This is a genomic window from Streptomyces sp. NPDC086835 (genome assembly GCF_044745705.1).
Classification (GTDB): domain Bacteria; phylum Actinomycetota; class Actinomycetes; order Streptomycetales; family Streptomycetaceae; genus Streptomyces.
Genome location: NZ_JBIVAU010000003.1, coordinates 214,839 through 241,463, shown reverse-complemented (window position 1 = coordinate 241,463; position 26,625 = coordinate 214,839). Strand labels below are relative to the sequence as shown.

Genomic DNA, 26,625 nt, shown 5'->3' with positions numbered 1-26,625 from the left:
ATGTCCCGGCCGCCCACCCGCGGCCGGGGCCGGCACGACCACCCACACCTCGGCCGTGGAGCACACCGATGCACGTTCACCACGGCGCGCGACGCTCCGGCGCCACGCGCGTCACCCTGCTCACCGAAGGCACCTATCCGCACAGTCACGGCGGGGTGAGCGTCTGGTGCGACCAGCTCGTCACCGGCATGCCCGACGTCGACTTCGACGTCATCGCCGTCACCGGCACCGGGCGGGAGCCGCTCGTGTGGGACCTGCCGGGTCATGTCTCGGGCGTGCTCTCCGTCCCTATGTGGGGCGAGGCGCCGTCGGGCCGGCCGCCCCGCGGCCGTTCCCGCCGCCGGCTCGCCGACGCGTACGAACGGTTCCTGACCGCACTGGTCGACCCCTGCGCCGAGGACGACTTCGCGCCCGCCCTGCACACCCTGGCGCGGGCGGCTGCGGACGGACTGCTCAGTCCTTTCCTGCGTGGCGACACGGCGATCGCGATCCTGACCGCCGTATGGACGCGCCCCGGGACGGCCGTGCGCGAGGCGGGGCCGACGCTGCACGACGCGCTCACCGCCACCGCCCTGCTCGAACACGCCCTGCGCCCGCTGGCCGCGCCGCCTCCCGATGACGGCGTCGCACACGCCGTCAGCGGCGGCGTCGCCGTGCTGCCGGGGCTGACCGCCCTCGAACGGCACGGTGTTCCGCTGCTGCTGACCGAGCACGGCGTCTACCTGCGCGAGCGCTACCTCGGCTACCGCACCGCCCCCTACCGCTGGCCGGTCAAGGCGGTGGTCCTGGGGTTCTTCCGGCTGCTGGCGGAGGAGAGCTACCGCAGGGCGGCGCTGATCACGCCGGGCAACCGCTACAACCGGCTCTGGGAGGAGCGGGGCGGTGCCGACCCGGCGTCGATCCGCACCGTCTACAACGGCGTCGACCCCGCCGCCTTCCCGCCGGCCGGACCCGAGCCGGAGACGCTCACCCTCAGCTGGGCCGGGCGCGTGGACCCGATCAAGGACCTGGAGACCCTGATTCGCGCGGTCGCCCTCGTCAGGGCCGAACGGCCCGGCGTGCGGCTGCGGTTGTTCGGCGGAACGCCTCGGGGCGGGGAAGGTTACCGGGAGCGGTGCGAGGCGCTGGCCGCCGAGCTGGGACACGCGGACGCCGTGACATTCGAGGGGCGCGTCGAGGACATCAAGGACGCCTACGCGGCCGGGAACGTGGTGATGCTGTCGAGCATCAGCGAGGGCTTCCCCTTCACTCTGATCGAGGCCATGTCGTGCGGGCGGGCGACCGTCTCCACCGACGTGGGCGGAGTACGGGAGGCCGTCGGCGACACCGGTCTCGTGGTGCCGCCGCGCGACCCGGCCGCGATGGCCGCCGCCGCGCTGGAGCTGCTGGGCGACCCCGTGCGGCGCCGGGCGATGGGCGAGGCGGCGCGACTGCGGGTGATCGAGCAGTTCACCCTCCGCCGGACCATCGACACCTTCCGCTCCATCTACCGGGAACTGTCGGCGGCCCCGCGGCAGCCCGGCGTCCTCGCGCCCGCCCGGCCCCTGACCACCGCCCCTCCCCCGCCGGACCCACGGTCCCCGGCGGGCGCGAGGACGAGGAGCGTGGCGCTGTGAGCGGACCGATGGCCCTGGAACCGGGCGGCGCGGAGCAGGACACGCTGGCGCTGCGGCTTGCCGGGCCCGGCCCGGCGCTCTTCGGCCGGGGCGACGACAGCACTCTCACTCTGCGGCTGCCCGGACAGGGCCCGGACGAGGACGCGGTCAACCGGCTCGCCGCCGACCTGGCCGACCGTATCGGCCCGGCCGTCCACCCGTACGAGGTTGCCGCGCTGCTGGAGGCCGAAGGGCTCTCCGCCGAGGTGATCCGGCACGGGTACGGACACGAGAACGTCTTCTCGCTCGCCTCGGCGCTGTACGAAAGGGTGCCCCGGACCTTTCCCGAACCGCCCGCCGCGGCCGACCCCTGGCGGCCGGACACGCTGCGATGCCTGCTGCGGGGGGTGCTGTTCGCACTGCCGGCCCTGGCGTATCTGCTCATCGCTCCGCTGTGGCGTGTCGACCGGCACGCCCCCGTCCTGATCGTGGCGGCTGTCGCCTCCTGGGCGTGGGGGCAGGCGCTGGGACACCGGGCGCACCTGCGGCTGGTGACGGGACGCCGGGAAGCGGCCCGCACTCTGCTGGCCGGGTCCGTGCCGGGCGCGGCGGTGGCGACGGGACTCGCCGCGCTGCCCGCCGGCGGCGGTCCGGTGACCGCGGTGGCCGCCGCCCAGTCGCTGTATCTGGCGGCGGCGGGCGTGCTGCTCGTCCTGGGCCGGGAGCGGCTGCTGCTGGCCGCGCTCAGCCCGCTGATCGCGGGCGCCGCGGTGCTGCCGTGGTGGGAGCCCGGCCCCCTGCTGCGCACGGGCCTGCCCCTGCTGGCGGTGCTGGCCACGCTCGCCGCCTGCGCACGGGTCCTGTGGGCCGGCCTCGCCACCCCGGCCGTCTCCGACGGTCCGCGGCCGGGCCTGAACTCGTCCCTCCCCTACGGCCTGTTCGGGCTGGCGGCGGCGGTGCTCGTCATGCTGGAGGGCCGGCGGCACCCGTACGCGGTGATCGCGCTGACGCTGAGCATGGGCCCGGCGGAGTGGCTGCTGTACCGCTATCGCGGATGGTCCCTCGCCGCACTGCGCGTCAGCGCGACACCCGGGGCGTTCCGGCTGCGCTCGGCCGGCGTGCTGGGCCTGTGCCTGACCGGCTACCTCCTGCTGTTGCTGCCTCCGGCACTGCTCACCGGCTCCGACCCGGCCGCGCTGCTGCTGCTCGCGGCGACCCTGTGGACCGCCCTGCTCCTCCAGGCGTTCGGTGTGGCCTGGCCGCCGGCCGTGCTCTGCCTCCTCGCCGCGGGCGGCGCCGGGGCGGTCACCTGGCTGGGCCTGCCGCCGGGCCCGGCCGTGCAGCCCCTGGGGTGCGGCGTGGCCGCGGTCTGTCTCACGGCCTGCGCGATCGGCCTTCTCGGCAGGCCCTCGCGGCACGCCTGACCACCGGTCACCGCACCGGTGCGTGCCGCTCACCCGAAGAACACCGGCAGTCCCGCTCAGCCGGAGAACACCAGCCTTCCCGCTCAACCGGACGAAAGGAACCATGAGTTGACCTCCGCACCGCTCGCAGCCGTCACCGGAGCCGAAGGATTCATCGGCTCGCACCTCACCGAGGCGCTCGTCGCCTCCGGCCACCGCGTCAGAGCCATGGCCCAGTACAACTCGTTCTCCTCCTACGGCTGGCTGGAGAGCCTGCCCGCCGACGTCCTCGACCACGTGGAGATCGTCCTCGGTGACGTACGGGACCCCGGCTCGGTGCGCGGCCTGCTCGACGGCGCCGACTGCGCGTACCACCTCGCCGCGCTCATCGCGATCCCGTACTCCTACCAGGCCCCGCACAGTTACGTGGACACCAACGTCACCGGCACGCTCAACGTGCTGGAGGCGGTGCGCGCGCTGGGGACGCCGCGCCTGGTGCACACCTCGACCAGCGAGACGTACGGCACCGCGCAGACCGTGCCGATCACCGAGGACCATCCCGTCAACACCCAGTCGCCGTATGCCGCTTCGAAGGCCGGCGGGGACCGGCTGGCCGACAGCTACCACGCCAGTTTCGGCACGCCCGTGGTCACGCTGCGGCCGTTCAACACCTTCGGCCCGCGCCAGTCGATGCGCGCCGTGATCCCCACCGTCATCGGCCAGGTGGCGGCCGGGCAACGCACCATCACCCTCGGCGACCTGCGCCCCACCCGGGACTTCACCTTCGTCGAGGACACCGCGCGGGCGTTCCTCGCGGTGGGCACCGCACCGGCGGAGCGGGTCGTGGGCCGCACCCTCAACGCCGGGACCGGCGGGGAGATCTCCGTCGGCGACCTGGTCGCGCTGATCGGCAAGGTCATGGACGCCCCGCTCGACGTGCGCGAGGACCCCGAGCGCCTGCGGCCCGCGGGCTCCGAGGTGATGCGGCTCGTCGCCGACGCGACCCGGCTGACGGCGGCGACCGGCTGGCAGCCCCGCCACACGCTGGAGGAAGGGATCGCGCGGACCGTGGAGTGGTTCGGCGATCCGGCCAATCTGGCCCGCTACAAGACCGGCATCTACAACATCTGACCCGACCGGCTCCCACTCGCAGGAGGTACTCCCATGCACGTAGTGATCCTGGCCGGAGGAAAGGGTGTCCGGCTGCGGCCGTACACCACCGCGCTGCCCAAGCCGCTCGTCCCCATCGGCGACCAGCACACCATCCTGGAGATCGTGCTGCGCCAGCTGTCCACGGACGGCTTCACCCACTGCACCATCGCCATCGGCCATCTCGGCGAGATCATCCGCGCCTACGTCGGCGACGGTTCGCAGTGGGGCATGGACATCGACTACGCCACCGAGGAGAGCCCGCTGGGCACCATGGGCCCGCTGCTCACCCTCCGCGACCGTCTGCCGGAGAACTTCCTGGTCATGAACGGCGACGTGCTCACCGACCTCGGCTACGCCGACGTGCTGCGCCGGCACGAGACGTCCGGCGCGCCCCTGACCATCGCCACCTACGCCCGCAAGGTGCACATCGACTTCGGGGTGCTGACCACGGACGCGAGCCGGGTCGTCGCGTTCACGGAGAAGCCGAGCATCGACTACCGGGTGTCCATGGGGGTCTACGGCGTCTCGCGGGCCACGCTCGACGGCTACACGCCGGGCCTGCCTCTGGGCTTCGACGAGCTGGTGCTGGACCTGCTCGCCGCCGGGCGGCCGCCGCACGCCTACGAGTTCGACGGCTACTGGCTGGACATCGGCCGCCCCGACGACTACGACCGTGCCAACGCGGAGTTCACCAGCCGCAAGTCGCTTCTGCTCAAGGGAGCCTGAGCACACATGCGCATCCTCGTCCTCGGCGCCACCGGTTACCTGGGCGGCCACGTCGCCGAGCGGCTGCGTGCCCTGCCGGGCACCCAGGTGCTCGCCGGCGGCCGCTCGGCCGCCGCCGACGTCACCGTCGACCTCGCGTCCGACCACCCGCGGCAGCTGGCGCAGGCGCTGGCGTCGGCCGCGCCCGACGCCGTCGTCAACTGCGCGGGCGCGACCGGCACCGACGCCGTCACCCTCGCGGAGGTGAACGCCCGCGGCCCCGCCGTGCTGTGCGCGGCGCTGCACCAGGCGGCCCCCGCGGCCCGCCTGGTGCATCTGGGCTCGGCCTCGGAGTACGGCCCCGGCACGCCCGGCAGGCCGGCGGCGGAGTCGGCGGCGACCCGCCCGTCCGGCCCGTACGGTGCGACGAAGCTGGCGGGCACCGTGGCGGTCGCCGCGTCGGGGCTGGACGCGGTGGTGCTGCGGGTGGGGAACCCGGTGGGCCCTGGAGCGCCGCCCACCGGGCTGCCCGGCCGGGTCACGGCCCTGCTCACGGACGCCGGGTGCGCTCCGGACGCGACCTTGAGCCTCGGTGACCTGTCCGCCCACCGCGACTTCGTCGACGTCCGCGACGTGGCCCGGGCGGCGGAGCTCGCGGCCACCACGCCGGGGCCGCTGCCGCCGGTCCTCAACATCGGCGGCGGCGAGGCGGTCCAGGTGCGTGAGTTGGTGCGGACGCTGGCCGGCGTGGCCGGCTTCCGGGGGCGGATCGTCGAGGAGGGCGCGAGCGGCTCCGCACGGTCCCCGCGGGTGTCGTGGCAGTGCTCGGACATCACCGCCGCCCGCGACGCTCTCGGCTGGCGGCCGTCGTATCCCCTCGACGCGTCACTTGCGGCGCTGTGGGCGGCCCGGTCCCGCAGCGAGGAAGGGGCTTCGGCGCGGTGAGCCTGCTGATCCCGCTGTACGTCCATCCGGCCGAGGACCCGGCCGCGTGGCACCGGCTCATCACCCGGGCCGCCCGCACCTGGGCCGTCGTGCTCAACCCCGCCAGCGGGCCCGGTCACGCTCCGGATCCGGCGTTCGCCGCCGCGGCCGACGCACTGCGCACGGCGGGGGCCCGGCTGCTCGGCTACGTCGACACGGACTACGGCGCCCGCGACCCGGCGCAGATCACGGCCGACCTGCGCAGGCACCAGGAGTGGTACGCCATCGACGGCTGCTTCCTGGACCAGGTGACCGCCGGGCCGCACGGGCTGCCGGCCTGCCGCCGGCTGGTGCGGTCCGTCCGCCGCCTCGGCGCCTCGACCGTCGTGCTCAACCCGGGGGTGCATCCCGCTCCCGGCTACGCGCGGCTCGCCGACCTGACCGTCACCTTCGAGGGCCACTGGTCCACGTACGTGTCGGCGTTCAACCGCCCCTCGTGGACCGCGCGACAACCGCCCGAGCGGCTGTGCCACCTCGTCTACGGGGTGCCCGAACTGCTCGTGCCGCTCGCCGTGCGCACCGCACGCGAGCGGGGCGCGGCCGTGTGCGGTCCCGTGACGGGAGAACCGCCCAACCCCTGGTCCGGGCTGACCCCGGCGCTGACCGCGACGGACCGATGAGGCGACTCCCACCGAAGGTCGTCGCCCTGGTCGCCGTGGCGGCCCTGGCAGCATGCTCCGGCGGCCACGATCGTGCTGCCGGCACCCGCGCCGGCCCCGTGTGGCAGCCGCGCCCCGGACTGGCCTGGCAGTGGCAGCTCGACGGCAAGGTCGACCCGTCGGTCGACGTGCCCGTCTACGACATCGACGGCTTCGAGAACACCGCCTCGGACGTCGCCCGCCTGCACCGGGACGGCCGCAAGGTGATCTGCTACGTCAACGTCGGGGCCTGGGAGGACTTCCGCCCCGACCGGCACGACTTCCCCCGCTCGGTGCTGGGCAGGCCCAACGGCTGGCACGGCGAGCGCTGGCTGGACATCCGCCAGGTGTCGGCCCTGCGGCCCGTCATGGAACGCCGGTTCGACATGTGCCGGGACAAGGGCTTCGACGCGGTGGAACCGGACCTGGTCGAGGGCTACGGCAACGACACCGGCTTCCCGCTCACGGCGCACGACCAGCTCCGGTACAACCGCATGATCGCGGACATCGCGCACGAGCGCGGACTGGCCGTGGGTCTCAAGAACGACCTGGCGCAGATTCCGCACCTGCTGGACGACTTCGACTTCGCGGTCAACGAGGAGTGCGCACAGTACGACGAATGCGCACTGCTCGAACCGTTCATCGCGGCGGGCAAGGCGGTCTTCCATGTGGAGTACGCGGAGCCCACGGCCGGGTTCTGCCCGGTGGCCCGGGGGCTGCGGCTGTCGTCGATGCTCAAGAAGCCGGAACTGGACACCTGGCGCGAGCCCTGCTGACCGAAGGAGCCGGCGCGTCGAACGACACGGTGTCAGCTCTCCTGGGCGCTGTGCCGGTAGAAGTCGACCGTGGCCGGGGGCAGCGGGGTGTTGCCGAGGATGAGGTCGGCCGACTTCTCCGCGAGCATCATCACCGGCGCGTAGATGTTTCCGTTGGTGAGGTACGGCATCGCGGACGCGTCGACCACGCGCAGCCCCTCGACCCCGTGCACCCGCATGGAGGTGGGGTCCAGCACCGACATCTCGTCGACACCCATGCGGGCGGTGCAGGACGGGTGATACGCGGTCTCGGCGTCGCGGGCGACCCACTCCAGGATCTCCTCGTCCGTCTCGACCCCGGGACCGGGCGACAATTCGCCTCCGTCGTACAGGGCGAAAGCAGGCTGGGACAGGATTTCGCGCGCGACATGGATCGCCTCCACCCACTCCTTCCGGTCGTTGGGTGTGGACAGATAATTGAACCGCAGCGCCGGATGCACCCTCGGGTCCCGGGACTTGATCTTCACCGAACCGCGCACATCCGAATACATGGGCCCGATGTGCACCTGGTAACCGTGCTCCGCGCCTACCGGTGTGCCGTCGTATCGCACCGCGATGGGCAGGAAGTGGAACATCAGATTGGGATAGCGCACCACGTCGTTGCCGCGTACGAACCCGCCTGCCTCGAAATGGTTGGTGGCGGCCGGTCCGGTGCGGAAAAGCAGCCATTGGAGACCGATCGCGGGCCGTCGGGACCATTTGAGTGACGGGTTGTACGAGATCGGCAGCTTGCAGGCGTGCTGCACATAGACCTCGAGGTGGTCCTGGAGGTTCTCGCCGACACCGCGCAGCTCGTGCACCATGTCGACGCCCAGCGGCCGCAGTTCGTCGGGATTGCCGATTCCGGACAGTTGCAGCAGCTGCGGCGTGTTGATGGCGCCTCCGCAGAGGATCACCTCGCCGCCGAAGGCCCGCCTGCGTTCCCGGCCGAACCGGCGGAAGTCCACACCCACCGCGCGCTTGCCCTTGAACAGCACCCGGTCCACCTGCGAGAAGCACTGCACCGTGAGGTTCGGCCGCTTCTTGACCGGGTGGAGGTAGGCGCGCGCGGCGGACCAGCGCCGTCCGCGCCGGATGTTGCGGTCGAAGCGGGCGAAACCTTCCTGTCGGTAGCCGTTGACGTCGGAGGTCAGCGGGTGGCCGGCCTGCTGCGCGGCCTCGAGGAACGCGGAGAACAGCGGGTTGGCCGCAGGACCGCGTTCCAGCCACAGCGGGCCGCCCTGGCCCCGCCAGTCGTCGGCACCGGCCACGCAGTGCTCCATCCGTTTGAAATACGGAAGGCAATGCGCGTAGTCCCACGTTTCCATGCCCGGGTCGGACGCCCAGCGCTCCAGGTCCATCGGATTTCCACGCTGGAAAATCATCCCATTGATGGAACTCGACCCGCCGAGCAGCTTCCCGCGGCCCTGGGTGACGCGCCTTCCGTCCATGAACGGTTCCGGTTCGGAGACGTAGCACCAGTCGTAGAAACGGTTGCCGATGACCATCGTCAGCGCGGCGGGCATGTGCGTGAAGATGTCCCAGATCCAGTCGGGCCGGCCCGCCTCCAGGACCAGGACCTTGTTTCCCGGATCAGCACTGAGCCGGTTCGCCAGTGCGCAGCCGGCCGAGCCCCCGCCGACGATGATGTAGTCGTACTCCGTCCGGCCCATGCCGCTCCTCGGGTTCTTTGCACTCCCCATCGTGACGCGCTCAACATAGACAACGGGGAATTCCGGGGCGCAACGGTGCGGCTGCATTCGGCTCAACCGGGGAAGCGTGGCTCGGATGGCCCTCCTGGCCGCCGCGGCCACGATCCGAACTGCTGCACACGCAGGCCCACGGAAGGAAGGGCAACGCCCCCCTGCCTGCGACGATGGTTACGTGGCCGCGACTCGGTGCCGGGCAGCGACGTGCGGCCGTCGGTCACCTGCCGGACGGGAGCCGCCCGGCAGCAATCTTGCGCTCCTTCGCGGACCAGCGAGAACGTAGGCCGGAAGCCACACCCTGCCGAGCTTCCCAGGAGATACCCATGAGGATGCTGATCAACGTTCCCGAGACCGTGGTCGCGGACGCCCTCCGCGGGATGGCGGCGGCCCACCCCGACCTGGCCGTGGACGTGGACAACCGGGTGATCGTGCGCCGTGACGCGCCCGTCGCGGGGAAGGTGGCGCTCGTTTCCGGCGGCGGCTCGGGGCACGAGCCGCTGCACGGCGGGTTCGTCGGGCACGGGATGCTCGACGGCGCCTGCCCCGGGGAGGTGTTCACCAGCCCGGTGCCCGATCAGATGGTGCGGGCCGCCGCCGCCGTCGACAGCGGCGAGGGCGTGCTGTTCATCGTGAAGAACTACACCGGTGACGTGCTGAACTTCGACATGGCGGCCGAGCTCGCCGAGGACGAGGGGGTGCGGCTGGGAAAGGTCCTCGTCAACGACGACGTCGCGGTGACCGACAGCCTGTACACCGCCGGGCGGCGCGGCACCGGAGCGACCCTGTTCGTGGAGAAGATCGCCGGGGCCGCCGCGGAGGAGCGGGCACCACTGGAGCGGGTCGAGGCGATCGGCCGGCAGGTGAACGACTCCTCCCGCAGCTTCGGCGTGGCGCTCAGCGCGTGCAGCACGCCGTCGAAGGGCAGCCCTACCTTCGATCTCCCTTCCGGCGAGCTGGAGTTGGGCATCGGCATCCACGGAGAACCGGGGCGGGAGCGCCGCCCGATGATGACGTCGCGGGAGATCGCCGACTTCGCCGTCGACGCCGTGCTGGAGGACCTGCGTCCCACCGGCCCGGTGATCGCGCTGGTCAACGGGATGGGCGCGACGCCGCTGCTGGAACTGTACGGGTTCAACGCCGAGGTCCAGCGTGTGCTGTCGGAGCGGGACGTGCCGGTGGCCCGTACGCTCGTCGGCAACTATGTGACCTCTCTGGACATGGCCGGCGCCTCCGTGACGCTCTGTCAGGTGGACGAGGAACTGCTCAGGCTGTGGGACGCGCCGGTGCAGACGCCGGCGCTGCGCTGGGGACGTTGAGAGCCTGAAGCATCGAGATCACCGTTCGAACCGACTGATCCCAGGGAGTTCTTGTGCTCGACGCCGAATTCTTCCGCCGTTGGCTGGCCGCGGTCGCCGCCTCGGTGGACCGGGAGGCGGACCGACTGACCGAGCTGGACTCGGCGATCGGCGACGCGGACCACGGCAGCAACCTCAGGCGGGGGTTCACAGCCGTCGTGGAGGTCCTGGAGAAGGAGGCCCCGGCGACGCCGGGCGCCGTGCTCATGCTGGCCGGACGGCAGCTGGTGTCGACGGTCGGCGGGGCGTCGGGCCCGCTGTACGGGACGCTTCTGCGGCGCACCGGCAAGGCGCTGGGAGACGACGCCGAGGTGACACCGGGGCAGTTGGCCGAAGCGCTGCAGGCAGGCGTCGCCGCTGTGGCCCAGCTCGGCGGGGCGAAGGCCGGTGACAAGACGATGCTGGACGCCCTCGAGCCGGCGGTGGCGGCGCTCGGCGACTCCACCCGGACGTTCGCGGCGGCCCGTGAGGCTGCGGAGAGTGGGGCGACGGCCACGGTGCCGTTGCAGGCGCGCAAGGGCAGGGCGAGCTATCTCGGTGAACGGAGCATCGGCCACCAGGACCCGGGCGCCACATCGTCGGCATTGCTGCTGGCGGCGCTCGCCGAGACGGCGGACGCGGCGGAGAGGGCGGCCGGATGAGCGGCGGCAAGCAGGTGGGCATCGTGCTGGTCTCGCACAGCGGGGACGTCGCCACCGCGGTCGCCGAACTGGCCAAGGGGCTCGCCGGCGGCGGTACGGCCCCGGTGGCCGCGGCGGGCGGCACGCCCGACGGGGGCCTCGGCACCAGCTCCGAACTGATCACGGCCGCGGCGGAGCAGGTCGACGGCGGCGCGGGCGTCGCCGTCCTCGTCGACCTGGGCAGCGCCGTCCTGACGGTCAAGGCGCTGCTGGCCGAGGGCGACGAACTTCCGGCCGGTACCCGCCTGGTGGACGCGCCGTTCGTGGAGGGCGCTGTCGCGGCCGTGGTGACGGCCTCCGCCGGTGCCGACCTGGACGCGGTGGAGGCCGCGGCGTCGGAGGCGTACGGCTACCGCAAGCAGTGACGGACGGGCGGTGCGGCGGCGGGTGTGGCGAACGGCTCACCCGGCCGCCCGCCGGTGCGCCCGTGCGCGGCTTGTGATGTCGCTGGTCGGCGCATTACTGTCACGGGGCCTTGGTGTTCGGGAAACCGGTGCGGTACCGGTGCGGCCCTCGCCACTGTGATCGGGAAGTCCGGCTCCACCCCCTCACGGGGAGCCACTGGGACACCGCGTGAACGCGCGGTGCCCGGGAAGGCGGAGTCCGGGCGGCATGACCCGTCAGCCAGGAGACCGGCCAGGGTGCGTTGTCCATCCACGAGGTGCTGGAGAGGGTCTCCCACATCATGCATATAGCCGAGGGGTATCTGCCCCCGCTGCACGCGGTCGCCTGGGGCGTCGCGTCGGCCCCGTTCGTCGTCCACGGCGTACGGGCCCTGGACCGCGAGGTCAGGTCCAATCCGGAATCGACGTTGCTGCTCGGCGCGTCCGGGGCGTTCACGTTCGTCCTGTCGGCGCTGAAGATCCCGTCGGTGACGGGCAGCTGCTCGCACCCGACCGGCACGGGCCTCGGGGCCATTCTGTTCAGACCGCCGATCATGGCGGTGCTCGGCACCATCACCCTGCTGTTCCAGGCACTGTTGCTGGCCCACGGCGGGCTCACCACGCTGGGCGCGAACGTCTTCTCCATGGCGGTCGTCGGACCGTGGGCGGGATACGGGGTGTACCGGCTGCTGCGCCGCTTCGACGTGCCGCTGATGGTGAGCGTGTTCTTCGGCGCCTTCGTCGCCGACCTGTCCACGTACTGCGTCACCAGCGTGCAGTTGGCGCTGGCCTTCCCCGACCCGGGCAGCGGCATCCCGGGCTCGCTGGCGAAGTTCGGCGGCATCTTCGCCGTCACGCAGCTTCCGCTGGCGGTCAGCGAGGGGCTGCTCACCGTGCTGGTGATGCGGCTGCTCAGCCGGTCCAGCAAGGGCGAACTGACCAGGCTCGGTGTGCTGGGCACGGCTGCGAAGAAGGAGGCGTCGGCCCGATGAGCCGTAACGCGAGGATCAACACCCTGCTGCTGCTCGTCGTCGCGGCGCTGGCCGTACTGCCGCTCGTCCTGGGGCTCGGGGACCACAAGGAGGAGCCGTTCACCGGCGCCGACGGCGAGGCGGAGGCGGCGATCACGGAACTCGAGCCGGACTACGAGCCGTGGTTCACCCCGTTGTACGAGCCGCCGTCCGGCGAGATCGAGTCGGCGCTGTTCTCCCTCCAGGCGGCGCTCGGCGCCGGCGTCCTGGCGTACTACTTCGGGCTGCGCAAGGGCCGCCGGCAGGGCGAGGAGCGGGCGGCGGCCGAGCGGGCCGGTGACAGGGAACCGGACGACCCGGCACCCGACCCCTCGGTCACCGGCTCGCGGAGCGAGGGCACCGACGCCACCACGACGGCGCCCTAGCGCCGATGCTGCCGATCGACGCGGCGGCGCACAGCAGTCGCTGGCGCCGCCGCCACCCCTGCGAAAAGGCCGTCCTCGGCCTCGGTCTGACCGTCACCGCCGTCTGTCTGCCGCCCTGGCCGGGCGCCGTCCTCGTCGCCGCCGCGACGGTCGCGATCCTGCTCGGCCCGGCCGGCGTGGCACCGCGCCAACTGTGGCGGGCGTTCCGCATCCCGCTCGGGTTCTGTGTCACCGGAGCCGTACCGTTGCTGTTCTCGGTGGGAGGTCCGGACGGCTTGGTGGCCTTCGCACCCGACGGGCCCGGGGACGCCGCGCGGCTGCTGCTGCGCACCTCCGCCGCGTCGCTCGGCGTGCTGCTGTTCGCCTTCACGACACCCGTGTCGGACGTGCTGCCCCGGCTGGTACGCGCGGGAGTGCCGCCGGCCGTGGTCGACGTGGCGCTCGTGATGTACCGGATCAGCTTTCTGCTGCTGGACGCCGTCGCCAACATCCGCCAGGCGCAGGCCGCCCGTCTCGGCCATGCGAGCAGGGCGGCCGCCTGGCGGTCGCTGGCCGGCCTCGGCGCGACCGCTTTCGTGCGCGCCTTCGACCGGGCCGGCCGGCTGCAGGACGGGCTCGCCGGCCGCGGATACGACGGCACGCTGCGGGTGCTGGTGCCGCCGGCGACGGTGTCGCGACCGTTCCTCGCCATGGTCGCCGCGCTGCTGTCCGGGATCGTCGCCCTCACTCTCGTGCTCGAAAGGTCTCTGCCATGAACCACTCCCCCGGCCCCGCCGTCGTGGAGCTCGTCGACGCGGGTTACGCGTACGAGGACGGGCCCGCCGTGCTCAGCGGCATCGGTCTCGGCCTCGCGGAGGGCCGTTCCACCGCACTGCTGGGGCGCAACGGCAGCGGCAAGACGACCCTGCTGCGGCTCCTGAGCGGCGGGCTGCGGCCCGCGACCGGCCGGCTGCGCCTGCACGGTGAGCCGGTGACCTACGACCGGGCCGGTCTGACCCGGCTCCGTACGACGGTGCAGCTGGTCGTGCAGGACCCGGACGACCAGCTCTTCGCGGCGTCGGTCGAGCAGGACGTGTCGTTCGGTCCGATGAACCTCGGGCTCTCCGAGGACGCGGTACGGGCCCGGGTGGACGAGGCGCTGGCCGCGATGGACATCGTGGCGCTGCGCGACCGGCCTACACATCTCCTCTCGTACGGCCAGCGCAAACGGGCCGCGATCGCGGGCGCCGTGGCGATGCGGCCGAGGGTGCTCATCCTGGACGAACCGACCGCCGGACTCGACCCGCACGGCCAGGAGCGGCTGCTCGAGGTCCTCGGCCGGCTGCGGGCCTCCGGGACGACGGTCGTGATGGCGACGCACGACGTCGACCTGGCGCTGCGCTGGGCCGACGACGCGGCCGTGCTCTCACCGGACGGCCTGCGCACCGGTCCGGTCGGGGAACTCCTTGCCGATCAGGCCCTGCTGGACTCGGCACGGCTGCGCAGACCGTGGGGCACGGCGGTCTCGGAGGTGCTCCGCGCCCATGGACTGCTGGGCCCCTCCGACGAGGGGCCGCGCACGCCGGAGGCCCTGGCGGCGTGGACACGGCGGGCCACGACGCCGGGGCACGACGGGGTGCAGGTCTGATCGAGGTCTGATGCGGAAGCCATGGAGTCGCCTCCATGGCGGCATACTCCCTGATGCTCAGGGGGTTTCGCGTGTGTCAGTGGAGCACCTCGCCGCTCCCGGCGGCTGCGATCACACCGCGCAGGGGGAACGCGACGAGCAGCGCGACCAGGACGAGGAATCCGCTCACCCACAGCGGCCCGAGGTCCCCGGCCGCCGTACTGAGGGCGGCCGCGGCGACCAGGGGGCCCGCGGCAGCGCCGACGTTGAGTGCGGCGGTCGCGTAGGAGCCGGCCATGGTGGGGGCTCCCGCGGCCTCGTACAGGACCCGCGTGATCAGCGTGCTGCCCAGCGCGAACGACAGCGCGCCCTGGACGAACACGAGGGTGAGCAGAGCGACCGGCTTGTCGGCGAGCACGGCCAGGGCCGGCCAGCCGATGAGCAGCAACGGACCGCCGACCGCGACGACCGGTCCGGGGTGATGGTCGGACAGCCGTCCGGCGACGGTGACCCCGGCGAACGCGCCGGCGCCGAAGAGCACCAGGACGACGGAGACCCACAGCTTTCCCAGCCGGGCGGTGTCGGTGACGACGGGGGCGAGGAAGGTGAAGCTTGCGAAGGTTGCCGCGTTGACCAGCGCGCCGAGCAGCATGACCAGGAGCAGCCGCGGACTGCTCAGCTGCGCGAGCTCCGATCGCAGGGCCGGCCCGCCGGCCGCGCCCTTGCGCACACGGCGCGCCGGGATCCTTGTGAGGATGCCGATGGCTGCGGGGAGGCAAAGAGCGGCGACGGCCCAGAAGGTGGCCCGCCAGCCGAGCAGTGTGCCGAGCACCGATCCGCCTGGGACACCGGCGATCGTGGCGACCGTGGAGCCCGACAACAGCACCGCGAGTGCGCGCCCCTTCTTGTCGGGAGACACCAACGTCGCCGCGGTGGTCAGAGCCACGGCGAGGAACCCGGCGTTCGCGAGCGCCGCCACCAACCGGGTCGCGAACAGGACCGGGAAGCTGGAGGTGGCAGCGCCCACCGCGTGGGCTGCGGAGAACACGAGGAGGAACCCGAGAAGACCGGACCGTGCGGGCCGGTTGCGGGCGAGTGAGGCCATGAGCGGGGCCCCGACGACCATTCCGATCGCGAAAGCCGTGGTGAGGGTGCCTGCTGCCCCGACGGTGACGCCGAGGTCCGAGGCGATGTCCGGCAGGAGGCCGGCGAGCATGAACTCCGAGGTGCCCATGGCGAAGGCGGCCATGGCAAGCAGGTACAACGGGAGAGGCATCGAGTGGCTCCGAGGTGAGGAGAAGCACGAGAAGGTCGTCTCGTCACCGCGGTCAGCACCCAAGGGCGCACTCGTCCGGCAGCGGAACGCGGCGGGACGGCATGACTACGGACTCAGTGGCTCAGGGGGCTGACGGCGTGACCGAAAGCCCCCACCTCGGCCGACTCAGGGCTCGACATGGCCCGCACGGTACCCGACCGATACCTGTCGAGGCACTTCGATTTCACAGCTGACGGCGCCTGCCACCCACGTCGGAACGGCCGGTGCGCAGTAGCCGCATGCTCGTTCGCCTGCGTGGAAGGATGAGCCCATGTGGTCGCGACTGCCGTTCGGGGACGAGTTACGGGCCGAGCTGGGATCGCCCGGACGCTCTCGCAGGCTGGACAGCAGCCCTCGTTCGCGCGTGTGGCGCGTCGAGTTGCCGGCGGCGACGGCGGTGGTGAAGCAGATCGTCGACGGCCCTGACGCCGACGAGCGATACGCCCGCGAGGTGGCCGCCCTGCGGCTCGCCACCCGGGCCGAACCTCCCGTGGTGCCCGCTTTGCTGGCCACCGATCCCGGTGCGCGGGTCCTGGTGCTCGAGCATCTGGACCACCGGCGCCCGGCCGGCGACTGGATCGTCGGCTACGCAGCCGCCTTGGCACGGCTGCACGCCACCGCCCGTGCGGAGGACGTCGGGGTACTCCCCCGGTGGCAGGGCCCGGGCCAGGCCGACATCGCGTCCTTCCTAGGGCTGGCCGAGGCGCTGGAGGTCCCTGTCACGCCTGGCGTGTCCGGCGAACTCGACGACCTCGTGAACCGGCTCGACCAGGCATCCGGGCACGCCCTTCTCCACGGGGATCCCTGTCCCGGTAATGATCTCCACACTCCCGCGGGGGTCAGATTCATCGACTTCGAGCAGGCGTCCCTGGGCAGCGGCTTGATGGAACTCGCCTACCTGCGCATCGGCTTCCCGACCTGCTGGTGCGTCACTTCTGCGGCGGAACCGCTGCTGGAACGGGCGGAGGGCGCGTACCGCGAGGAGTGGCGCGCCGCGACCGGCTCCGAAACCCAGGACGGGCTCGTCGACGCGTGCGCCGGCTGGCTGCTCCGCGGCGACGCGCTGGTCGAGCGGGCACACCGTGACAGCACCGATCACCTGGCCCGCGTTCCGCACCAGGACTGGACGTGGGGCACCGCTACCGCCCGGCAACGACTCGTCCACCGGCTCGGGGTCGTCAGCCGGATGACGGCCGGCCACCGGTCTCTCAGCGGCGTGAGCAGCCTCTGTACCGCCATGCGCCGACGAATGCTCGCTCGGTGGCCCGCCCTTGGGCCCGTACCGGCAAAGCGCCCATAGGACACGCCGGCGTCGTCCGGCGAGGCCGCCGTCGTCGGGCGAGGCCGGCCGAGGCATTGTCGTCCGGTCCGCCGGTGTGCCACTCTGCCGGTCATGATCGTCAGGGTGAGTGAGGCACACGTACGTCCTGAACGCTTCGAAGCATTCCGCGACATGATCGTGTCCGCGGTGCGCGAGTTCCCCGGCCGCTACCCTGGGCTGGTGGACCACGAGGTACTGCTCGCGCCGCCTGGCTCACTGCTGTACGTCAGTCGCTGGCGCAGCGAGGACGACTTGGTCGCCTACGCGGGCGAGCACTGGCGTGACCGGCCCGTGGTCCTGCCGGGCGAGGACGAGTACCTGGTTGCACCGCTTCAGGTGCGGCACTTCACGCTTGCGTCTTTGAGCTGACTCCTGCCGCGAGAACCGCGGCTGGTGGCACCTGCCACAGCCACCCGGCCCGAAGGCGCGCCCCCGGGTCCTCGCCGGTGACGCCACGCACGTGCGCCGACCGTCCGCGGTGCGGCCCGCCGCCACCAGCGGTATTCCGGCAGCACCACAGAGACGACATACACGGACTTACCGCATGTTTTCGGCATGATGCTCCATGCTGGTTCGTGCCGCGTCAGGCCCCGCCCGGGGCGCCGCCCCCCTCGGCCGGGGCGGGACCCCTCGCGGATCCGACCGACGGAGGACCATGTTCAGCCAGGACCACACCCGTCCGGCCTCTCCCACCCGGCGTGCCGTGCTCGGCGCCGGGATCGCCGCGGCGGGTTCCGCGCTGTCCACTGCCTGTTCGGGCAGCGGCGCGGACCACGCGGGCGGCGCCGGACGGGAGGCCACGAACGTCGGCGCCGAAGGCTCCGTCGCCGACGGCAAGAAGCTCCGGCCCACATGGACACCCAGCCCCGAGGGCAAGCTCCGCGGTCTCACTCTCACGGCCACACCGGCCACGGTCGGGATCGGCGGCGGACGCACCGTCAGGACCTCGACGTACGACGGCGAACTGCCGGGCAAAGAGGTGCGCATCACCGCCGGCGACACACTCGAGCTGACGCTCGCCAACCATCTGCCGGAACCCACCACGGTGCACTGGCACGGGATCGCCCTGCGCAACGACATGGACGGCGTGCCCGAGGTGACGCAGCCGCCCATCAAGCCGGGCGGCTCGTTCACCTACCGCTTCCGGACGCCGCACCCCGGCACGTACTGGTTCCACCCGCACCTGGGCCTGCAGATCGACCGCGGGATGTACGCGCCGCTGATCGTGGACGACCCCAACGAGCCTCTCGCATACGACGTGGAATGGATCGTCCTGCTGGACGACTGGATCGACGGGGTCGGCGGCTCCAGCCCCGAGGACGTCTTCGACCAGCTCCGCAAGGGCAAGCCCGCCATGGGGCACGGCTCCGCCCACAAGCGTGGGGGCGGCCACGGAGCCGGGCCCGTATCGTCCAAACCCTCAGGGGGAATTGCGGCCGGGTACGGTCCGCCGGCGGCCCGCGTGCCGGAGCGGGACGACGCGTCACCCGCCCCGAAGCGCGGGAAGGGACCCGGCCGGCTGATGACGGGTGCCAACAGCCCGCTGCTCGGGGGCCACGCCGGCGACGTCGCCTACCCGCACTACCTGATCAACGGACGCACACCCGACGACCCGGCCCAGTTCAGGGCCAGAGCCGGCGACCGGATCCGGCTGCGCATCATCAACGCGGGCGCCGAGACGCCGTTCCGTGTGGCCCTCGGCGGCCACCGGATGACGATCACCCACAGCGACGGCTTCCCGGTGCGCCACCACCGGACCGACTCCCTGCTCCTCGGCATGGGCGAACGGTACGACGTACTGATCACCGCGAAGGACGGCGTCTTCCCGCTGACCGCACTCGCGGAAGGCAAGAACGGCGCCGCCATGGCCGTCCTGCGCACGGCAAAAGGCGCACTGCCCGGCCCCACCGCCCGCCCTGCCGAACTGTGGCGGGACGTTCTTCCCTCGGCGCGCCGGCTCAGGCCCCAGGAATCCGTCGAACTCGACCGGCGCAGACCCGACCGGATCCTCAAACTCACCTTCACCGGCGGCATGAAGGACTACGACTGGGGCATCGACCACCGCCCCTACTCACCCGACCGCGTCCATCGCGTCGAACGCGGCGAACGCGTACGCCTCGTCGTCGTCAACGCGACCGACATGTGGCACCCCGTCCATCTCCACGGCCACACCTTCGCCCTCGCCGGTATCGATTCCCTAGGGGCCCGCAAAGACACCGCCATCGTCCTGCCCCACAACAAACTCGTCCTCGACTTCGACGCCGACAATCCCGGTCTGTGGATGCTCCACTGCCACAACATCTACCACTCGGAATCCGGCATGATGACCACCCTGACCTACCGCCCGTGACCAGTCCGTGGCGCAGGTCGCACCCAACGCCACCTCGACACCGGGTCGTCGCTGTTCTTCGACCACCGCGACCCGGCCATGGTCGACCGGCTCGCCAAGCGCCCGCGTCGACGCCTGGCCCGGCGAGGAACGGGCATGGCACGGGCGGGACTTGCGCCACATCGCCCTGTGCGATCCTTGATCCGCAGCCGCGTGGCTGCGGGGCCTCGGGCAGCGCGGGTCGCGCGAGGGGGCGGGACGAGTGCGGCGGCGGAGGCGAGGAACGGCGATGGCGAAGACCTACCGGATCGGTGCGGGCACGAAGGCAGTGAACGCCGTGTTCCGCGCGATGACGCGCCTGGGCATGGGGAAGGGATACCGGCACGTCCTGACCGTGGTGGGCAGGACGACCGGCCGTCCGTACTCGATTCCGGTCGACGTCATGGCGGCCGACGGGCAACGCCGGCTGGTGGCGGCCTACGGAGTCACGAGCTGGGTACGCAATGTGCGGGTGAACGGCGACGTCACCCTCAGCCGGGGTGGCCGCTCCGAGCGTCTGCGGGTCGTGGAGCTGGATGCGCAGCAGAGCGTCCCGGTGCTGAGGCAGTACCTTCGCGAGGTCCCGGTGACCCGTCCGTACTTCGATGTGGACGCCACGTCCACGGACGAGGAGTTCGCCGCCGAGTCCAGGCGCCATCCGGTCTTCCTGCTGCTTCCGCCTGTGTGAGCCGTGTGGGCCGTGTGGGCCGTGTGGGCCGTGTGGGCCGTGCCTGCCATGGCCGGCACGGCTCGGGTTCGGCCCCGTTCCGGCCGTTCCGGATGCCGAATCGGCCGCGAGGCCGGACCATCCAATCAGTGGCTGTGTGTGCAGGACAGAAGCGGCACCGGGCGTGGCTACCCGCCATGTGTGCAGGTCGGCGTACCACGCGGACTTGCGGGTACACGCGCACCACCGAGGAGGTTCTATGGCCATGCTGGAACGGTCCGCGACCATCACGAGCCGAACGGCGGACGCGCCCGACGAAACCGCTGACATCGGCTGCCCGCCAGAGAGTTCGCGCGAGCGGGTCAATCGCCGGTGGAACGAGATCCTTCAGGAGACCAGGGTCGCACAGACCGGAGTCCAGATTCTGTTCGGCTTCCTGCTGAGTCTGGCCTTCACACCGGCCTTCCGGGACCTCGCCACCTTCGACCGCAGTGTCTACGTCGTCACCGTGGTGCTCGGCGCCTCGGCGACGGGGGCGCTGATAGCGCCGGTGTCGATCCATCGCTTCCTGTCCGGACTGCGGATGAAGCACGAGGTCGTGGAGGCCGCAAGTCGGCTGATGGTCTGCGGCATGGTCCTGCTCGCCCTCACCATCGGCTGCACCCTGCTGTTGATCCTCCACGTCGTACTGCCGAGCCTCCTGGCGGAACTGCTCGTCGGCGGCGTCATGTTGTGGTTCGTGCTGTGCTGGTACGTGCTGCCCCTCCGCCTTCGCCGCAAGGCTGTGCGGCGGGACAGGACCTGAACTCCGGCGGCCGGAGACGTAGCGTCCAGGGCCTGTCCGACTGCGATGTCGGACAGGCCCTCGGCTCAGGTGGAGCGTTCACACGACCGGCGGGCCGGCGGAATCGTCGTCACGTCAAGGTGAAGTCAGCGCTCAGCCATGGGCTTTCGGGCCGTGACGCCGCCGGACCGCCGTGAGCGTCGCCTCGGCGCTGTCCAGAAGCATGTCCAGCGCGTTCGGGTACGCGCTCTCGTTCATGCGGTCGACCAGCAGCGGCGCAGTGGCGGCGATGTTCGGGTGGGTGTCGGCCGGCAGCCGGGCATAGGTCGCCTGCCAGACCGTCTCGTCGGCGGTCCGGGCCGTGTCCGGAAGAGCGAGGCTCGCGGCGTCGAGCGCCGCGAAGGCGAGCGTCTGGTCGATGAAGGCCTGGTAGATCCGCACCGCGTCCGGATCGGGGAATCCGGCGGAGCGCAGCACGCCGAGGATCGTCTCGTCGGCGGCGATCTCGTTCGCACGGCCACTGACCCGACTCGCCGTGAGGACAGCGGCCTGCGGGTGCGCGAGATAGGCGGAATGGATCCGCAGCCCGAGCTCTCGCAGATCGCCCCGCCAATCGCCCACGGACCGCCGTCCCCTCATCGCGCGGCCCATCAGCTCGTCAGCGATCGCCAGCGTCAGATCGTCGGTCCCGCGGAAGTACCGGTACAGGCTGCTCGGGTCGGCTCCCAGCGCCGTGCCGAGGCGCCGCACCGTCAACCCTTCCCGGCCGTGCTCCTTCAGCATCCGCAGCGCCGTTTCGACGATCAGCTGCTCCGAGAGAACGACGCCTTTCTTGGTCGGCCGCCTGCGCCGGCGCGCCGATTCCGTCACCACCTGCTTCGCCATGAGGGCTCCCTCCGTCCCCGTCGAGCTTATGCCAACACGATTGACGTGTTGCGACGACGGCCCGTTTCATGGCGGCACAGGGCTCTTGGCCCCCGACGAAAGGCGTTCCTCATGCGAGTACTGCTGGTCGGCGCGGGCGGTGTGGGTACCGCGATCACCCGGATCGCCGCCCGCCGCCCCTTCTTCGACCACATCGTCGTCGCCGACTACGACCTGTCGCGCGCCGAGGCGGCGGTCACCGCGCTCGGCGAGGACGGAACCCGTTTCAGCGCGGTCCGGGTCGATGCCGGCGACCGGGAGGCGGTCACCGCGCTGCTCGTGGCCGAAGGGTGCGACGTGCTGCTGAACGCCACCGATCCGCGCTTCGTGATGACGCTCTTCGAGGCGTCGCTCGAGGCACGGGCCCACTACATCGACATGGCGATGTCACTGTCGCACCCGCACCGCGAGCGCCCCTACGAGGAGTGCGGGGTCAAGCTCGGCGACGCGCAGTTCGAGCGTGCCGCGGACTGGGAGAAGGCCGGGCGGCTGGCGCTCGTCGGCATGGGGGTCGAGCCGGGGCTCTCGGACGTGTTCGCCCGGTACGCGGCGGACGAACTGTTCGACACGATCGAGGAGATCGGCGTCCGCGACGGTGCGAACCTCACCGTCGACGGCTACGACTTCGCCCCTTCCTTCTCCATCTGGACCACCATCGAGGAATGCCTCAATCCGCCGGTCGTCTGGGAGAAGGGCCGGGGCTGGTTCACCACGGCACCCTTCAGCGAGCCCGAGTTCTTCGACTTCCCCGAGGGCATCGGCCCGGTCGAGTGCGTCAACGTCGAGCACGAGGAGGTTCTGCTGATCCCGCGCTGGGTGGACGCCGGGAGGGTCACATTCAAGTACGGGCTCGGTGACGACTTCATCGAGACTCTGAAAACGCTGCACAAGCTCGGCCTCGACCGCACGGACAAGGTGACCGTCCCGGGTGGGGCGCAGGTGTCCCCACGCGATGTCGTCGCCGCCTGCCTGCCGGACCCGGCCACGCTCGGCGACCGGATGCACGGCAAGACCTGCGCCGGCACATGGGTGAAGGGGACCAAGGACGGCGCTCCGCGCGAGGTGTACCTCTACCACGTGGTCGACAACCAGTGGTCGATGCACGAGTACGGATCGCAGGCGGTCGTCTGGCAAACGGCGATCAACCCGGTCGTCGCCCTGGAGCTCGTCGCGAGCGGCGTGTGGGCGGAGTCCGGCGTCCGCGGCCCGGAGGCCCTCCCGCCGGTGCCCTTCCTCGACCTGCTGAGCGAGTACGGCTCTCCCTGGGGCCTGCGGGAGCAGTGAGAGCAGTGACCCGTACGGCTGCCTACTGCGGCTTGGTCGCGATCTGGATCAGGTTGCCGCAGGTGTCGTCGAAGACGGCCGTGGTGACGGGGCCCATCTCCACGGGCTCCTGGGTGAAGCGGACGCCGAGGCCGCGCAGGCGCTCGTACTCCGCCTTCACGTCGTCGACGGCGAACTGGGCGAGCGGGATGCCGTCCTCGACGAGGGCGTCGCGGTAGGTCTTGACGGCCGGGTGGCCGGCCGGCTCGAGGAGGAGTTCGGTGCCGTCGGGCTCGTCGGGCGACACGACGGTCAGCCACCGGTCCTCCTCGCCCACCGGGACGTCGTGCTTCTTCACGAAGCCGAGGATCTCGGTGTAGAAGTGCTCGGCCTTGGCCTGGTCCTCGACGAAGACGCTGGTCAGATGGATCTTCATGGAGTGCTCTCTTCCGGTCCGGAGGTGTCCGACACGAGCCATCGCTCGGCGATCTGCCGCAGCGGGGCCGTGTTCAGGTCGTGGAACTTGTAGCGGCCCTCCCGCCGGGTCCCGACGAGCCCGGCGGCCTCCAGCACGGCGAGGTGCTGGGAGACCGCCTGACGCGAGATGCCGAGCTGGTGCTTCATGCTCAGCCGGGAGCAGATCTCGAACAGTGTCTGTCCGGACTTCTCCGCGAGCTCGTCGAGGATGGTGCGGCGGGTGGGGTCGGCCAAGGCTTTGAAGATGTCGTCGGCCACGACCACAGCATAGGCAAGTATTCACTTGCCTATCAAGCCCAGGGGCGTCCCACCCCGGGCCGATCCACCGTTCAACCGTTCGATGTCAGGTGTGGGACGAGTCGCGGGAGCCTTCCCGGGGCGTCCGGGGCGAGGCGCCTTGGGTCGCCGCCCAGGAGGCGAGCAGCCGCAGGGCCTCTTCGGAAGGGCTTCCCGGTTCGGCGGCGTAAATGGTCAGGTCGTGCAGGGCACGGTTGGGCAGCGGCAGGTCCAGGGAATGGTAGGTCAGCTCCAGCTCGCCGACCTCGGAGTGCCTGAGCCGCTTGATGCCGTCGTGGCGGATGCGGACGTCGTGCGCGGCCCACTGGGTGCGGAACTCGGAGCTCAGGGTGGACAACTCGCCGATGAGTTCGCGCAGGGCCCGGTCGTTCGGCTCGCGTCCGGCTTCGGCGCGCAGCAGCGCGGCGGTGGAGACCGCGGCGGCATCCCAGTCGACGTAGAAGTGGCGGGCGCCGGGGTCCAGGAAGATGTAGCGGGCGATGTTGGCGCGGCCGTGCTCGTGGGTGGTGCGGCTGTCGAACATCGGCGCATGTACGGAGCGGGCCAGTGCGTTGTGGGCGATGACATCCATGCGGCCGTTGCGCACGAATGCGGAGGCCATCGTCATGGAGTCGAGCAACCACTGGACGCGGGGCGGGACCTGGACGTCCTTGCGGCGCGGCGGAGTGCGGCGGGTGGGCCGGGCGGCTCTGGCCAGGTCGAACAGATAGGTGCGCTCGTCCTCGTCCAGCTCCAGCGCCTGGGCCACCGCGGCGAGGACGTCCTCGGACACCCCGCTGACGTGACCCTTCTCCAGCCGTGTGTACCACTCGGTGCTCACGCCGGCGAGGACCGCGACCTCCTCGCGCCGTAGCCCGGGAACCCGGCGCCGGCCGCTGGTCGGTAGCCCGACCTGCTCCGGGGTGATCCTGGCGCGCCGGCTCGCGAGGAAGTCCCGGATGTCGGAGCGGTTGTCGGGTCGGTGATCCATGCCTTCCACGGTAGCCACGGGGCGGAGCGGAGGGAGGTTGAGCTTGTGCCCCCATAACCTCGACCTTCTCCGCATGCGGCAAGGCGGGTTTCGTGTCTTTGGGCACCGCGCCGGCCCCTGGATCGCCGGCCTGGCCTCGGTGCACCGACCCCAACCCCCAAGGAGAAGCACCATGCGCGCGACCATCCTCCACGCCCCCGGCGATGTCCGGGTGGAAGAGATCGACGACCCGAAGATCACCGCCCCCACTGACGCGATCATCCGGTTGACGGCGACCTGTGTCTGCGGCTCGGACCTGTGGCCCTACAGGGGCATCGAGTCCGTCGACCGGCCGATGCCGATGGGGCACGAGTACGTCGGGATCGTCGAGGAGGTCGGTAGCGGCGTCAAGAACATCAAGCCCGGCCAGTACGTCGTCGGCTCCTTCGTCGCCTCCTGCGGCACCTGTGAGATCTGCCGCTCGGGCTACCCCTCCTCGTGCGTGAACCGCGTCTTCATGGCCCAGGTCGGCACCCAGGCGGAGCGCGCCTTGGTGCCGCACGCCCACGGCACCCTCGTACCGCTGCCGGACACCCCAGACGCGGACCTGATCCCCAGCCTCCTGGCCGCCTCCGACGTGCTGGGCACCGGCTGGTTCGGCGCGGTGGCCGCCGAGGCCGGGCCGGGCAAGACCGTGGCGGTCGTCGGTGACGGCGCGGTCGGCCTGCTCGCCGTCCTGGCCGCTCAGCAGCTCGGCGCGGAGCGGATCATCGCCATGAGCCGCCACGAGCCGCGGCAGAACCTGGCCCGCGAGTTCGGTGCCACCGACATCGTCACCGAGCGCGGCGACGAAGGCGTTGCCCGGATCAAGGAGCTGACCGGCGGGCTGGGCGCCCACTCCGTCATCGAGGCCGTCGGCACCCAGGAGTCGATGCAGCAGGCACTCAGGGCCACCCGGCCGGGCGGTCACATGGGTTTCGTCGGCGTCAACCATGACGTCGCGCTCAGCGGGGAGGAACTCTTCTAATCCCAGGTGCACGTACTCGGCGGCCCTGCTCCGGTGCGACGGTTCCTGCCGGAGCTGCTCGACCTGATCCGGCAGCGGAAGATCAACCCCGGCAAGGTCTTCGACCTCACCCTCCCCCTCGACCAGGCCGCCGAGGCGTACCGAGCCATGGACGAGCGCCGCGCTGTGAAGGCCCTGCTCACCTTCTGATCCACGTCGGCGGGACTACTCATCTTCGGGCCGGCCGAGCAGCTCAACTGAAGGCTGCCAAGGGACCGGTCGCCCAAGGGATCATCCGGGCACCTTCGGCCGGAGGCCGCGCGGGACCGCCGCTCGCGTACGTACCCATCGGCAACGGCAACGCCCCCGCAGCGATTAGCGTGTCCTTCGACGGACCCGCTACTCGACCGGGAGGTCCTTACATGAGCAGTAAGTTCACCGAGCTTGCGATCGACTGTGGCGATCCCGACGGTCTCGCCCGGTTCTGGTGCTCGGTCCTTGACTACGAGGTGCAGGACGAGGACGACGACGGAACTGTCACCATCGGCCCCCCTGCGTCGCCTGAAGGCAAGAGCCAACTTGGCCCGGTGCCACCGGTGTTGACGTTCGCGCGCGTGCCTGAGGGAAAGACCGTCAAGAACAGGCTGCACATCGACGTCAACCCGACCGACAGGGAGCAGGACGAAGAGGTCCGTCGCCTGCTCGATCTAGGGGCTCGGCACGCCGACGTCGGCCAGACGGGCGACGAGAGCTGGGTCATCCTTGCCGACCCGGAGGGGAACGAGTTCTGCGTCCTTTCGAGGCGTCGCCCCTGACGCGGCACAACGCGCGGGCCTACGCGGACGCAAGGGTGT

The 26,625-nt window shown here is 71.5% G+C and carries 27 protein-coding genes, 1 pseudogene and 1 riboswitch; of the genes and pseudogenes, 22 read left to right on the top strand and 6 right to left on the bottom strand.

The window, feature by feature from the left end; all coding sequences use genetic code 11:
• The first annotated feature begins 68 nt into the window (after nt 1-68).
• The 7 genes from pelF (at nt 69) to ACIPJI_RS12615 (ending at nt 7,253) form a co-directional block, all read left to right on the top strand.
• A complete protein-coding gene (gene pelF, locus ACIPJI_RS12645; RefSeq protein ID WP_402246064.1) occupies nt 69-1,616 on the top strand; it encodes a GT4 family glycosyltransferase PelF in 1,548 nt (515 codons plus the stop codon).
• Complete coding sequence (locus tag ACIPJI_RS12640; protein WP_402246062.1) at nt 1,613-3,019, top strand: hypothetical protein; 1,407 nt, start codon at nt 1,613-1,615, stop codon at nt 3,017-3,019. Before pelF ends, ACIPJI_RS12640 begins: the two co-directional genes overlap by 4 nt.
• A gap of 108 nt (nt 3,020-3,127) precedes the next feature.
• Nucleotides 3,128-4,129 (top strand): GDP-mannose 4,6-dehydratase, encoded by a 1,002-nt coding sequence (locus tag ACIPJI_RS12635; RefSeq protein ID WP_307704715.1) that lies wholly within the window; start codon nt 3,128-3,130, stop codon nt 4,127-4,129.
• 33 nt (nt 4,130-4,162) lie between these two features.
• Nucleotides 4,163-4,876 carry a sugar phosphate nucleotidyltransferase gene (locus ACIPJI_RS12630; protein ID WP_307704716.1) on the top strand — a complete coding sequence of 238 codons (714 nt, stop codon included), beginning with the start codon at nt 4,163-4,165 and terminating at the stop codon, nt 4,874-4,876.
• A 6-nt stretch (nt 4,877-4,882) separates the two neighbouring features.
• Nucleotides 4,883-5,800, top strand: coding sequence for an NAD-dependent epimerase/dehydratase family protein (locus ACIPJI_RS12625; RefSeq protein WP_402246058.1), 918 nt, complete (start codon nt 4,883-4,885; stop codon nt 5,798-5,800).
• Complete coding sequence (locus tag ACIPJI_RS12620; protein ID WP_307704718.1) at nt 5,797-6,459, top strand: spherulation-specific family 4 protein; 663 nt, start codon at nt 5,797-5,799, stop codon at nt 6,457-6,459. The genes ACIPJI_RS12625 and ACIPJI_RS12620 overlap by 4 nt, the downstream gene beginning before the upstream one ends.
• On the top strand, nt 6,456-7,253 hold the full coding sequence (locus ACIPJI_RS12615; RefSeq protein ID WP_356621812.1) for an endo alpha-1,4 polygalactosaminidase: 798 nt from the start codon (nt 6,456-6,458) through the stop codon (nt 7,251-7,253). Before ACIPJI_RS12620 ends, ACIPJI_RS12615 begins: the two co-directional genes overlap by 4 nt.
• Before the next feature lie 32 nt (nt 7,254-7,285).
• On the opposite strand, the gene betA is transcribed toward ACIPJI_RS12615, so the two are convergent.
• Nucleotides 7,286-8,944 carry a choline dehydrogenase gene (betA, locus tag ACIPJI_RS12610; RefSeq protein WP_402246056.1) on the bottom strand — a complete coding sequence of 553 codons (1,659 nt, stop codon included), beginning with the start codon at nt 8,942-8,944 and terminating at the stop codon, nt 7,286-7,288.
• Between the two features lie 359 nt (nt 8,945-9,303).
• On the opposite strand from betA, the gene dhaK reads away from it, so the two are divergent.
• From dhaK to ACIPJI_RS12575, 7 genes are all read left to right on the top strand, one after another.
• A complete protein-coding gene (dhaK, locus tag ACIPJI_RS12605; protein WP_402246054.1) occupies nt 9,304-10,296 on the top strand; it encodes a dihydroxyacetone kinase subunit DhaK in 993 nt (330 codons plus the stop codon).
• Between the two features lie 53 nt (nt 10,297-10,349).
• A complete protein-coding gene (gene dhaL, locus ACIPJI_RS12600; RefSeq protein WP_402246052.1) occupies nt 10,350-10,976 on the top strand; it encodes a dihydroxyacetone kinase subunit DhaL in 627 nt (208 codons plus the stop codon).
• On the top strand, nt 10,973-11,380 hold the full coding sequence (locus ACIPJI_RS12595) for a PTS-dependent dihydroxyacetone kinase phosphotransferase subunit DhaM (RefSeq protein WP_402246050.1): 408 nt from the start codon (nt 10,973-10,975) through the stop codon (nt 11,378-11,380). The genes dhaL and ACIPJI_RS12595 overlap by 4 nt, the downstream gene beginning before the upstream one ends.
• A gap of 94 nt (nt 11,381-11,474) precedes the next feature.
• A riboswitch (cobalamin riboswitch) is annotated at nt 11,475-11,671 on the top strand.
• A gap of 29 nt (nt 11,672-11,700) precedes the next feature.
• Nucleotides 11,701-12,390 carry an energy-coupling factor ABC transporter permease gene (locus ACIPJI_RS12590; RefSeq protein ID WP_307710240.1) on the top strand — a complete coding sequence of 230 codons (690 nt, stop codon included), beginning with the start codon at nt 11,701-11,703 and terminating at the stop codon, nt 12,388-12,390.
• Nucleotides 12,387-12,794 carry an energy-coupling factor ABC transporter substrate-binding protein gene (locus tag ACIPJI_RS12585; protein WP_307704724.1) on the top strand — a complete coding sequence of 136 codons (408 nt, stop codon included), beginning with the start codon at nt 12,387-12,389 and terminating at the stop codon, nt 12,792-12,794. Before ACIPJI_RS12590 ends, ACIPJI_RS12585 begins: the two co-directional genes overlap by 4 nt.
• A gap of 5 nt (nt 12,795-12,799) precedes the next feature.
• Nucleotides 12,800-13,549: a cobalt ECF transporter T component CbiQ gene (gene cbiQ / locus ACIPJI_RS12580; protein WP_356624625.1), complete on the top strand. Its 750-nt coding sequence runs from the start codon at nt 12,800-12,802 to the stop codon at nt 13,547-13,549.
• Nucleotides 13,546-14,421, top strand: coding sequence for an ATP-binding cassette domain-containing protein (locus ACIPJI_RS12575; protein WP_356624626.1), 876 nt, complete (start codon nt 13,546-13,548; stop codon nt 14,419-14,421). The genes cbiQ and ACIPJI_RS12575 overlap by 4 nt, the downstream gene beginning before the upstream one ends.
• Before the next feature lie 76 nt (nt 14,422-14,497).
• Here the strand turns inward: ACIPJI_RS12575 and ACIPJI_RS12570 are convergent, their stop codons facing one another.
• Entirely contained in the window at nt 14,498-15,676 is a 1,179-nt protein-coding gene (locus tag ACIPJI_RS12570; protein WP_402246048.1) for a Cmx/CmrA family chloramphenicol efflux MFS transporter, read from the bottom strand.
• A 310-nt stretch (nt 15,677-15,986) separates the two neighbouring features.
• Here ACIPJI_RS12570 and ACIPJI_RS12565 point away from each other — a divergent pair, with 310 nt between their 5' ends.
• The 5 genes from ACIPJI_RS12565 to ACIPJI_RS12545 all read left to right on the top strand — a co-directional run bounded on the left by ACIPJI_RS12565 (nt 15,987) and on the right by ACIPJI_RS12545 (nt 20,876).
• Nucleotides 15,987-17,015, top strand: coding sequence for an aminoglycoside phosphotransferase family protein (locus tag ACIPJI_RS12565; protein ID WP_402246046.1), 1,029 nt, complete (start codon nt 15,987-15,989; stop codon nt 17,013-17,015).
• Between the two features lie 105 nt (nt 17,016-17,120).
• The gene (locus ACIPJI_RS12560) at nt 17,121-17,405 is read left to right on the top strand and encodes an antibiotic biosynthesis monooxygenase (RefSeq protein WP_402246044.1); all 285 of its coding nucleotides are present in this window, start codon (nt 17,121-17,123) and stop codon (nt 17,403-17,405) included.
• Nucleotides 17,406-17,691: 286 nt separating this feature from the next.
• Nucleotides 17,692-19,386: a multicopper oxidase family protein gene (locus ACIPJI_RS12555; protein ID WP_402246042.1), complete on the top strand. Its 1,695-nt coding sequence runs from the start codon at nt 17,692-17,694 to the stop codon at nt 19,384-19,386.
• A gap of 268 nt (nt 19,387-19,654) precedes the next feature.
• Nucleotides 19,655-20,092, top strand: a complete 438-nt coding sequence (locus tag ACIPJI_RS12550) for a nitroreductase/quinone reductase family protein (protein WP_402246040.1) — start codon at nt 19,655-19,657, stop codon at nt 20,090-20,092.
• Nucleotides 20,093-20,330: 238 nt separating this feature from the next.
• Nucleotides 20,331-20,876 carry a DUF6328 family protein gene (locus tag ACIPJI_RS12545; protein WP_356624632.1) on the top strand — a complete coding sequence of 182 codons (546 nt, stop codon included), beginning with the start codon at nt 20,331-20,333 and terminating at the stop codon, nt 20,874-20,876.
• Between the two features lie 132 nt (nt 20,877-21,008).
• Here the strand turns inward: ACIPJI_RS12545 and ACIPJI_RS12540 are convergent, their stop codons facing one another.
• Nucleotides 21,009-21,740, bottom strand: a complete 732-nt coding sequence (locus ACIPJI_RS12540) for a TetR/AcrR family transcriptional regulator (protein WP_402246038.1) — start codon at nt 21,738-21,740, stop codon at nt 21,009-21,011.
• A gap of 111 nt (nt 21,741-21,851) precedes the next feature.
• Between ACIPJI_RS12540 and ACIPJI_RS12535 the strand changes: the two genes are divergently transcribed.
• Nucleotides 21,852-23,063 carry a saccharopine dehydrogenase family protein gene (locus tag ACIPJI_RS12535; RefSeq protein WP_402246035.1) on the top strand — a complete coding sequence of 404 codons (1,212 nt, stop codon included), beginning with the start codon at nt 21,852-21,854 and terminating at the stop codon, nt 23,061-23,063.
• 22 nt (nt 23,064-23,085) lie between these two features.
• Here ACIPJI_RS12535 and ACIPJI_RS12530 read toward each other — a convergent pair whose 3' ends face one another.
• The 3 genes from ACIPJI_RS12530 to ACIPJI_RS12520 form a co-directional block, all read right to left on the bottom strand.
• A complete protein-coding gene (locus ACIPJI_RS12530) occupies nt 23,086-23,478 on the bottom strand; it encodes a VOC family protein (protein WP_307704735.1) in 393 nt (130 codons plus the stop codon).
• On the bottom strand, nt 23,475-23,777 hold the full coding sequence (locus ACIPJI_RS12525; protein ID WP_307704736.1) for a helix-turn-helix transcriptional regulator: 303 nt from the start codon (nt 23,775-23,777) through the stop codon (nt 23,475-23,477). The genes ACIPJI_RS12530 and ACIPJI_RS12525 overlap by 4 nt, the downstream gene beginning before the upstream one ends.
• Nucleotides 23,778-23,862: 85 nt before the next feature.
• Nucleotides 23,863-24,786, bottom strand: a complete 924-nt coding sequence (locus tag ACIPJI_RS12520) for a helix-turn-helix transcriptional regulator (protein ID WP_402246033.1) — start codon at nt 24,784-24,786, stop codon at nt 23,863-23,865.
• Nucleotides 24,787-24,958: 172 nt separating this feature from the next.
• Here ACIPJI_RS12520 and ACIPJI_RS12515 point away from each other — a divergent pair.
• Nucleotides 24,959-25,981 (top strand): annotated as a pseudogene (locus tag ACIPJI_RS12515) (zinc-dependent alcohol dehydrogenase family protein).
• A gap of 212 nt (nt 25,982-26,193) precedes the next feature.
• The gene (locus tag ACIPJI_RS12510) at nt 26,194-26,586 is read left to right on the top strand and encodes a VOC family protein (RefSeq protein ID WP_356624639.1); all 393 of its coding nucleotides are present in this window, start codon (nt 26,194-26,196) and stop codon (nt 26,584-26,586) included.
• Nucleotides 26,587-26,625 lie beyond the last annotated feature (39 nt).

Excerpts from the sequence above, each read along its gene's own strand:
- ACIPJI_RS12630 (WP_307704716.1), top strand. The coding sequence starts at position 4,163 with ATGCACGTAGTGATCCTGGCCGGAGGAAAGGGTGTCCGGCTGCGGCCG.
- betA (WP_402246056.1), bottom strand. The coding sequence starts at position 8,944 with ATGGGCCGGACGGAGTACGACTACATCATCGTCGGCGGGGGCTCGGCC.
- ACIPJI_RS12570 (WP_402246048.1), bottom strand. The coding sequence starts at position 15,676 with ATGCCTCTCCCGTTGTACCTGCTTGCCATGGCCGCCTTCGCCATGGGC.
- ACIPJI_RS12545 (WP_356624632.1), top strand. The coding sequence starts at position 20,331 with ATGGCCATGCTGGAACGGTCCGCGACCATCACGAGCCGAACGGCGGAC.
- ACIPJI_RS12530 (WP_307704735.1), bottom strand. The coding sequence starts at position 23,478 with ATGAAGATCCATCTGACCAGCGTCTTCGTCGAGGACCAGGCCAAGGCC.
- ACIPJI_RS12625 (WP_402246058.1), top strand. The coding sequence starts at position 4,883 with ATGCGCATCCTCGTCCTCGGCGCCACCGGTTACCTGGGCGGCCACGTC.
- ACIPJI_RS12540 (WP_402246038.1), bottom strand. The coding sequence starts at position 21,740 with ATGGCGAAGCAGGTGGTGACGGAATCGGCGCGCCGGCGCAGGCGGCCG.
- ACIPJI_RS12575 (WP_356624626.1), top strand. The coding sequence starts at position 13,546 with ATGAACCACTCCCCCGGCCCCGCCGTCGTGGAGCTCGTCGACGCGGGT.
- ACIPJI_RS12520 (WP_402246033.1), bottom strand. The coding sequence starts at position 24,786 with ATGGATCACCGACCCGACAACCGCTCCGACATCCGGGACTTCCTCGCG.
- ACIPJI_RS12565 (WP_402246046.1), top strand. The coding sequence starts at position 15,987 with ATGTGGTCGCGACTGCCGTTCGGGGACGAGTTACGGGCCGAGCTGGGA.
- ACIPJI_RS12595 (WP_402246050.1), top strand. The coding sequence starts at position 10,973 with ATGAGCGGCGGCAAGCAGGTGGGCATCGTGCTGGTCTCGCACAGCGGG.
- ACIPJI_RS12590 (WP_307710240.1), top strand. The coding sequence starts at position 11,701 with ATGCATATAGCCGAGGGGTATCTGCCCCCGCTGCACGCGGTCGCCTGG.
- ACIPJI_RS12585 (WP_307704724.1), top strand. The coding sequence starts at position 12,387 with ATGAGCCGTAACGCGAGGATCAACACCCTGCTGCTGCTCGTCGTCGCG.
- cbiQ (WP_356624625.1), top strand. The coding sequence starts at position 12,800 with ATGCTGCCGATCGACGCGGCGGCGCACAGCAGTCGCTGGCGCCGCCGC.
- ACIPJI_RS12510 (WP_356624639.1), top strand. The coding sequence starts at position 26,194 with ATGAGCAGTAAGTTCACCGAGCTTGCGATCGACTGTGGCGATCCCGAC.
- ACIPJI_RS12555 (WP_402246042.1), top strand. The coding sequence starts at position 17,692 with ATGTTCAGCCAGGACCACACCCGTCCGGCCTCTCCCACCCGGCGTGCC.
- pelF (WP_402246064.1), top strand. The coding sequence starts at position 69 with ATGCACGTTCACCACGGCGCGCGACGCTCCGGCGCCACGCGCGTCACC.
- ACIPJI_RS12550 (WP_402246040.1), top strand. The coding sequence starts at position 19,655 with ATGGCGAAGACCTACCGGATCGGTGCGGGCACGAAGGCAGTGAACGCC.
- dhaK (WP_402246054.1), top strand. The coding sequence starts at position 9,304 with ATGAGGATGCTGATCAACGTTCCCGAGACCGTGGTCGCGGACGCCCTC.
- ACIPJI_RS12615 (WP_356621812.1), top strand. The coding sequence starts at position 6,456 with ATGAGGCGACTCCCACCGAAGGTCGTCGCCCTGGTCGCCGTGGCGGCC.
- ACIPJI_RS12535 (WP_402246035.1), top strand. The coding sequence starts at position 21,852 with ATGCGAGTACTGCTGGTCGGCGCGGGCGGTGTGGGTACCGCGATCACC.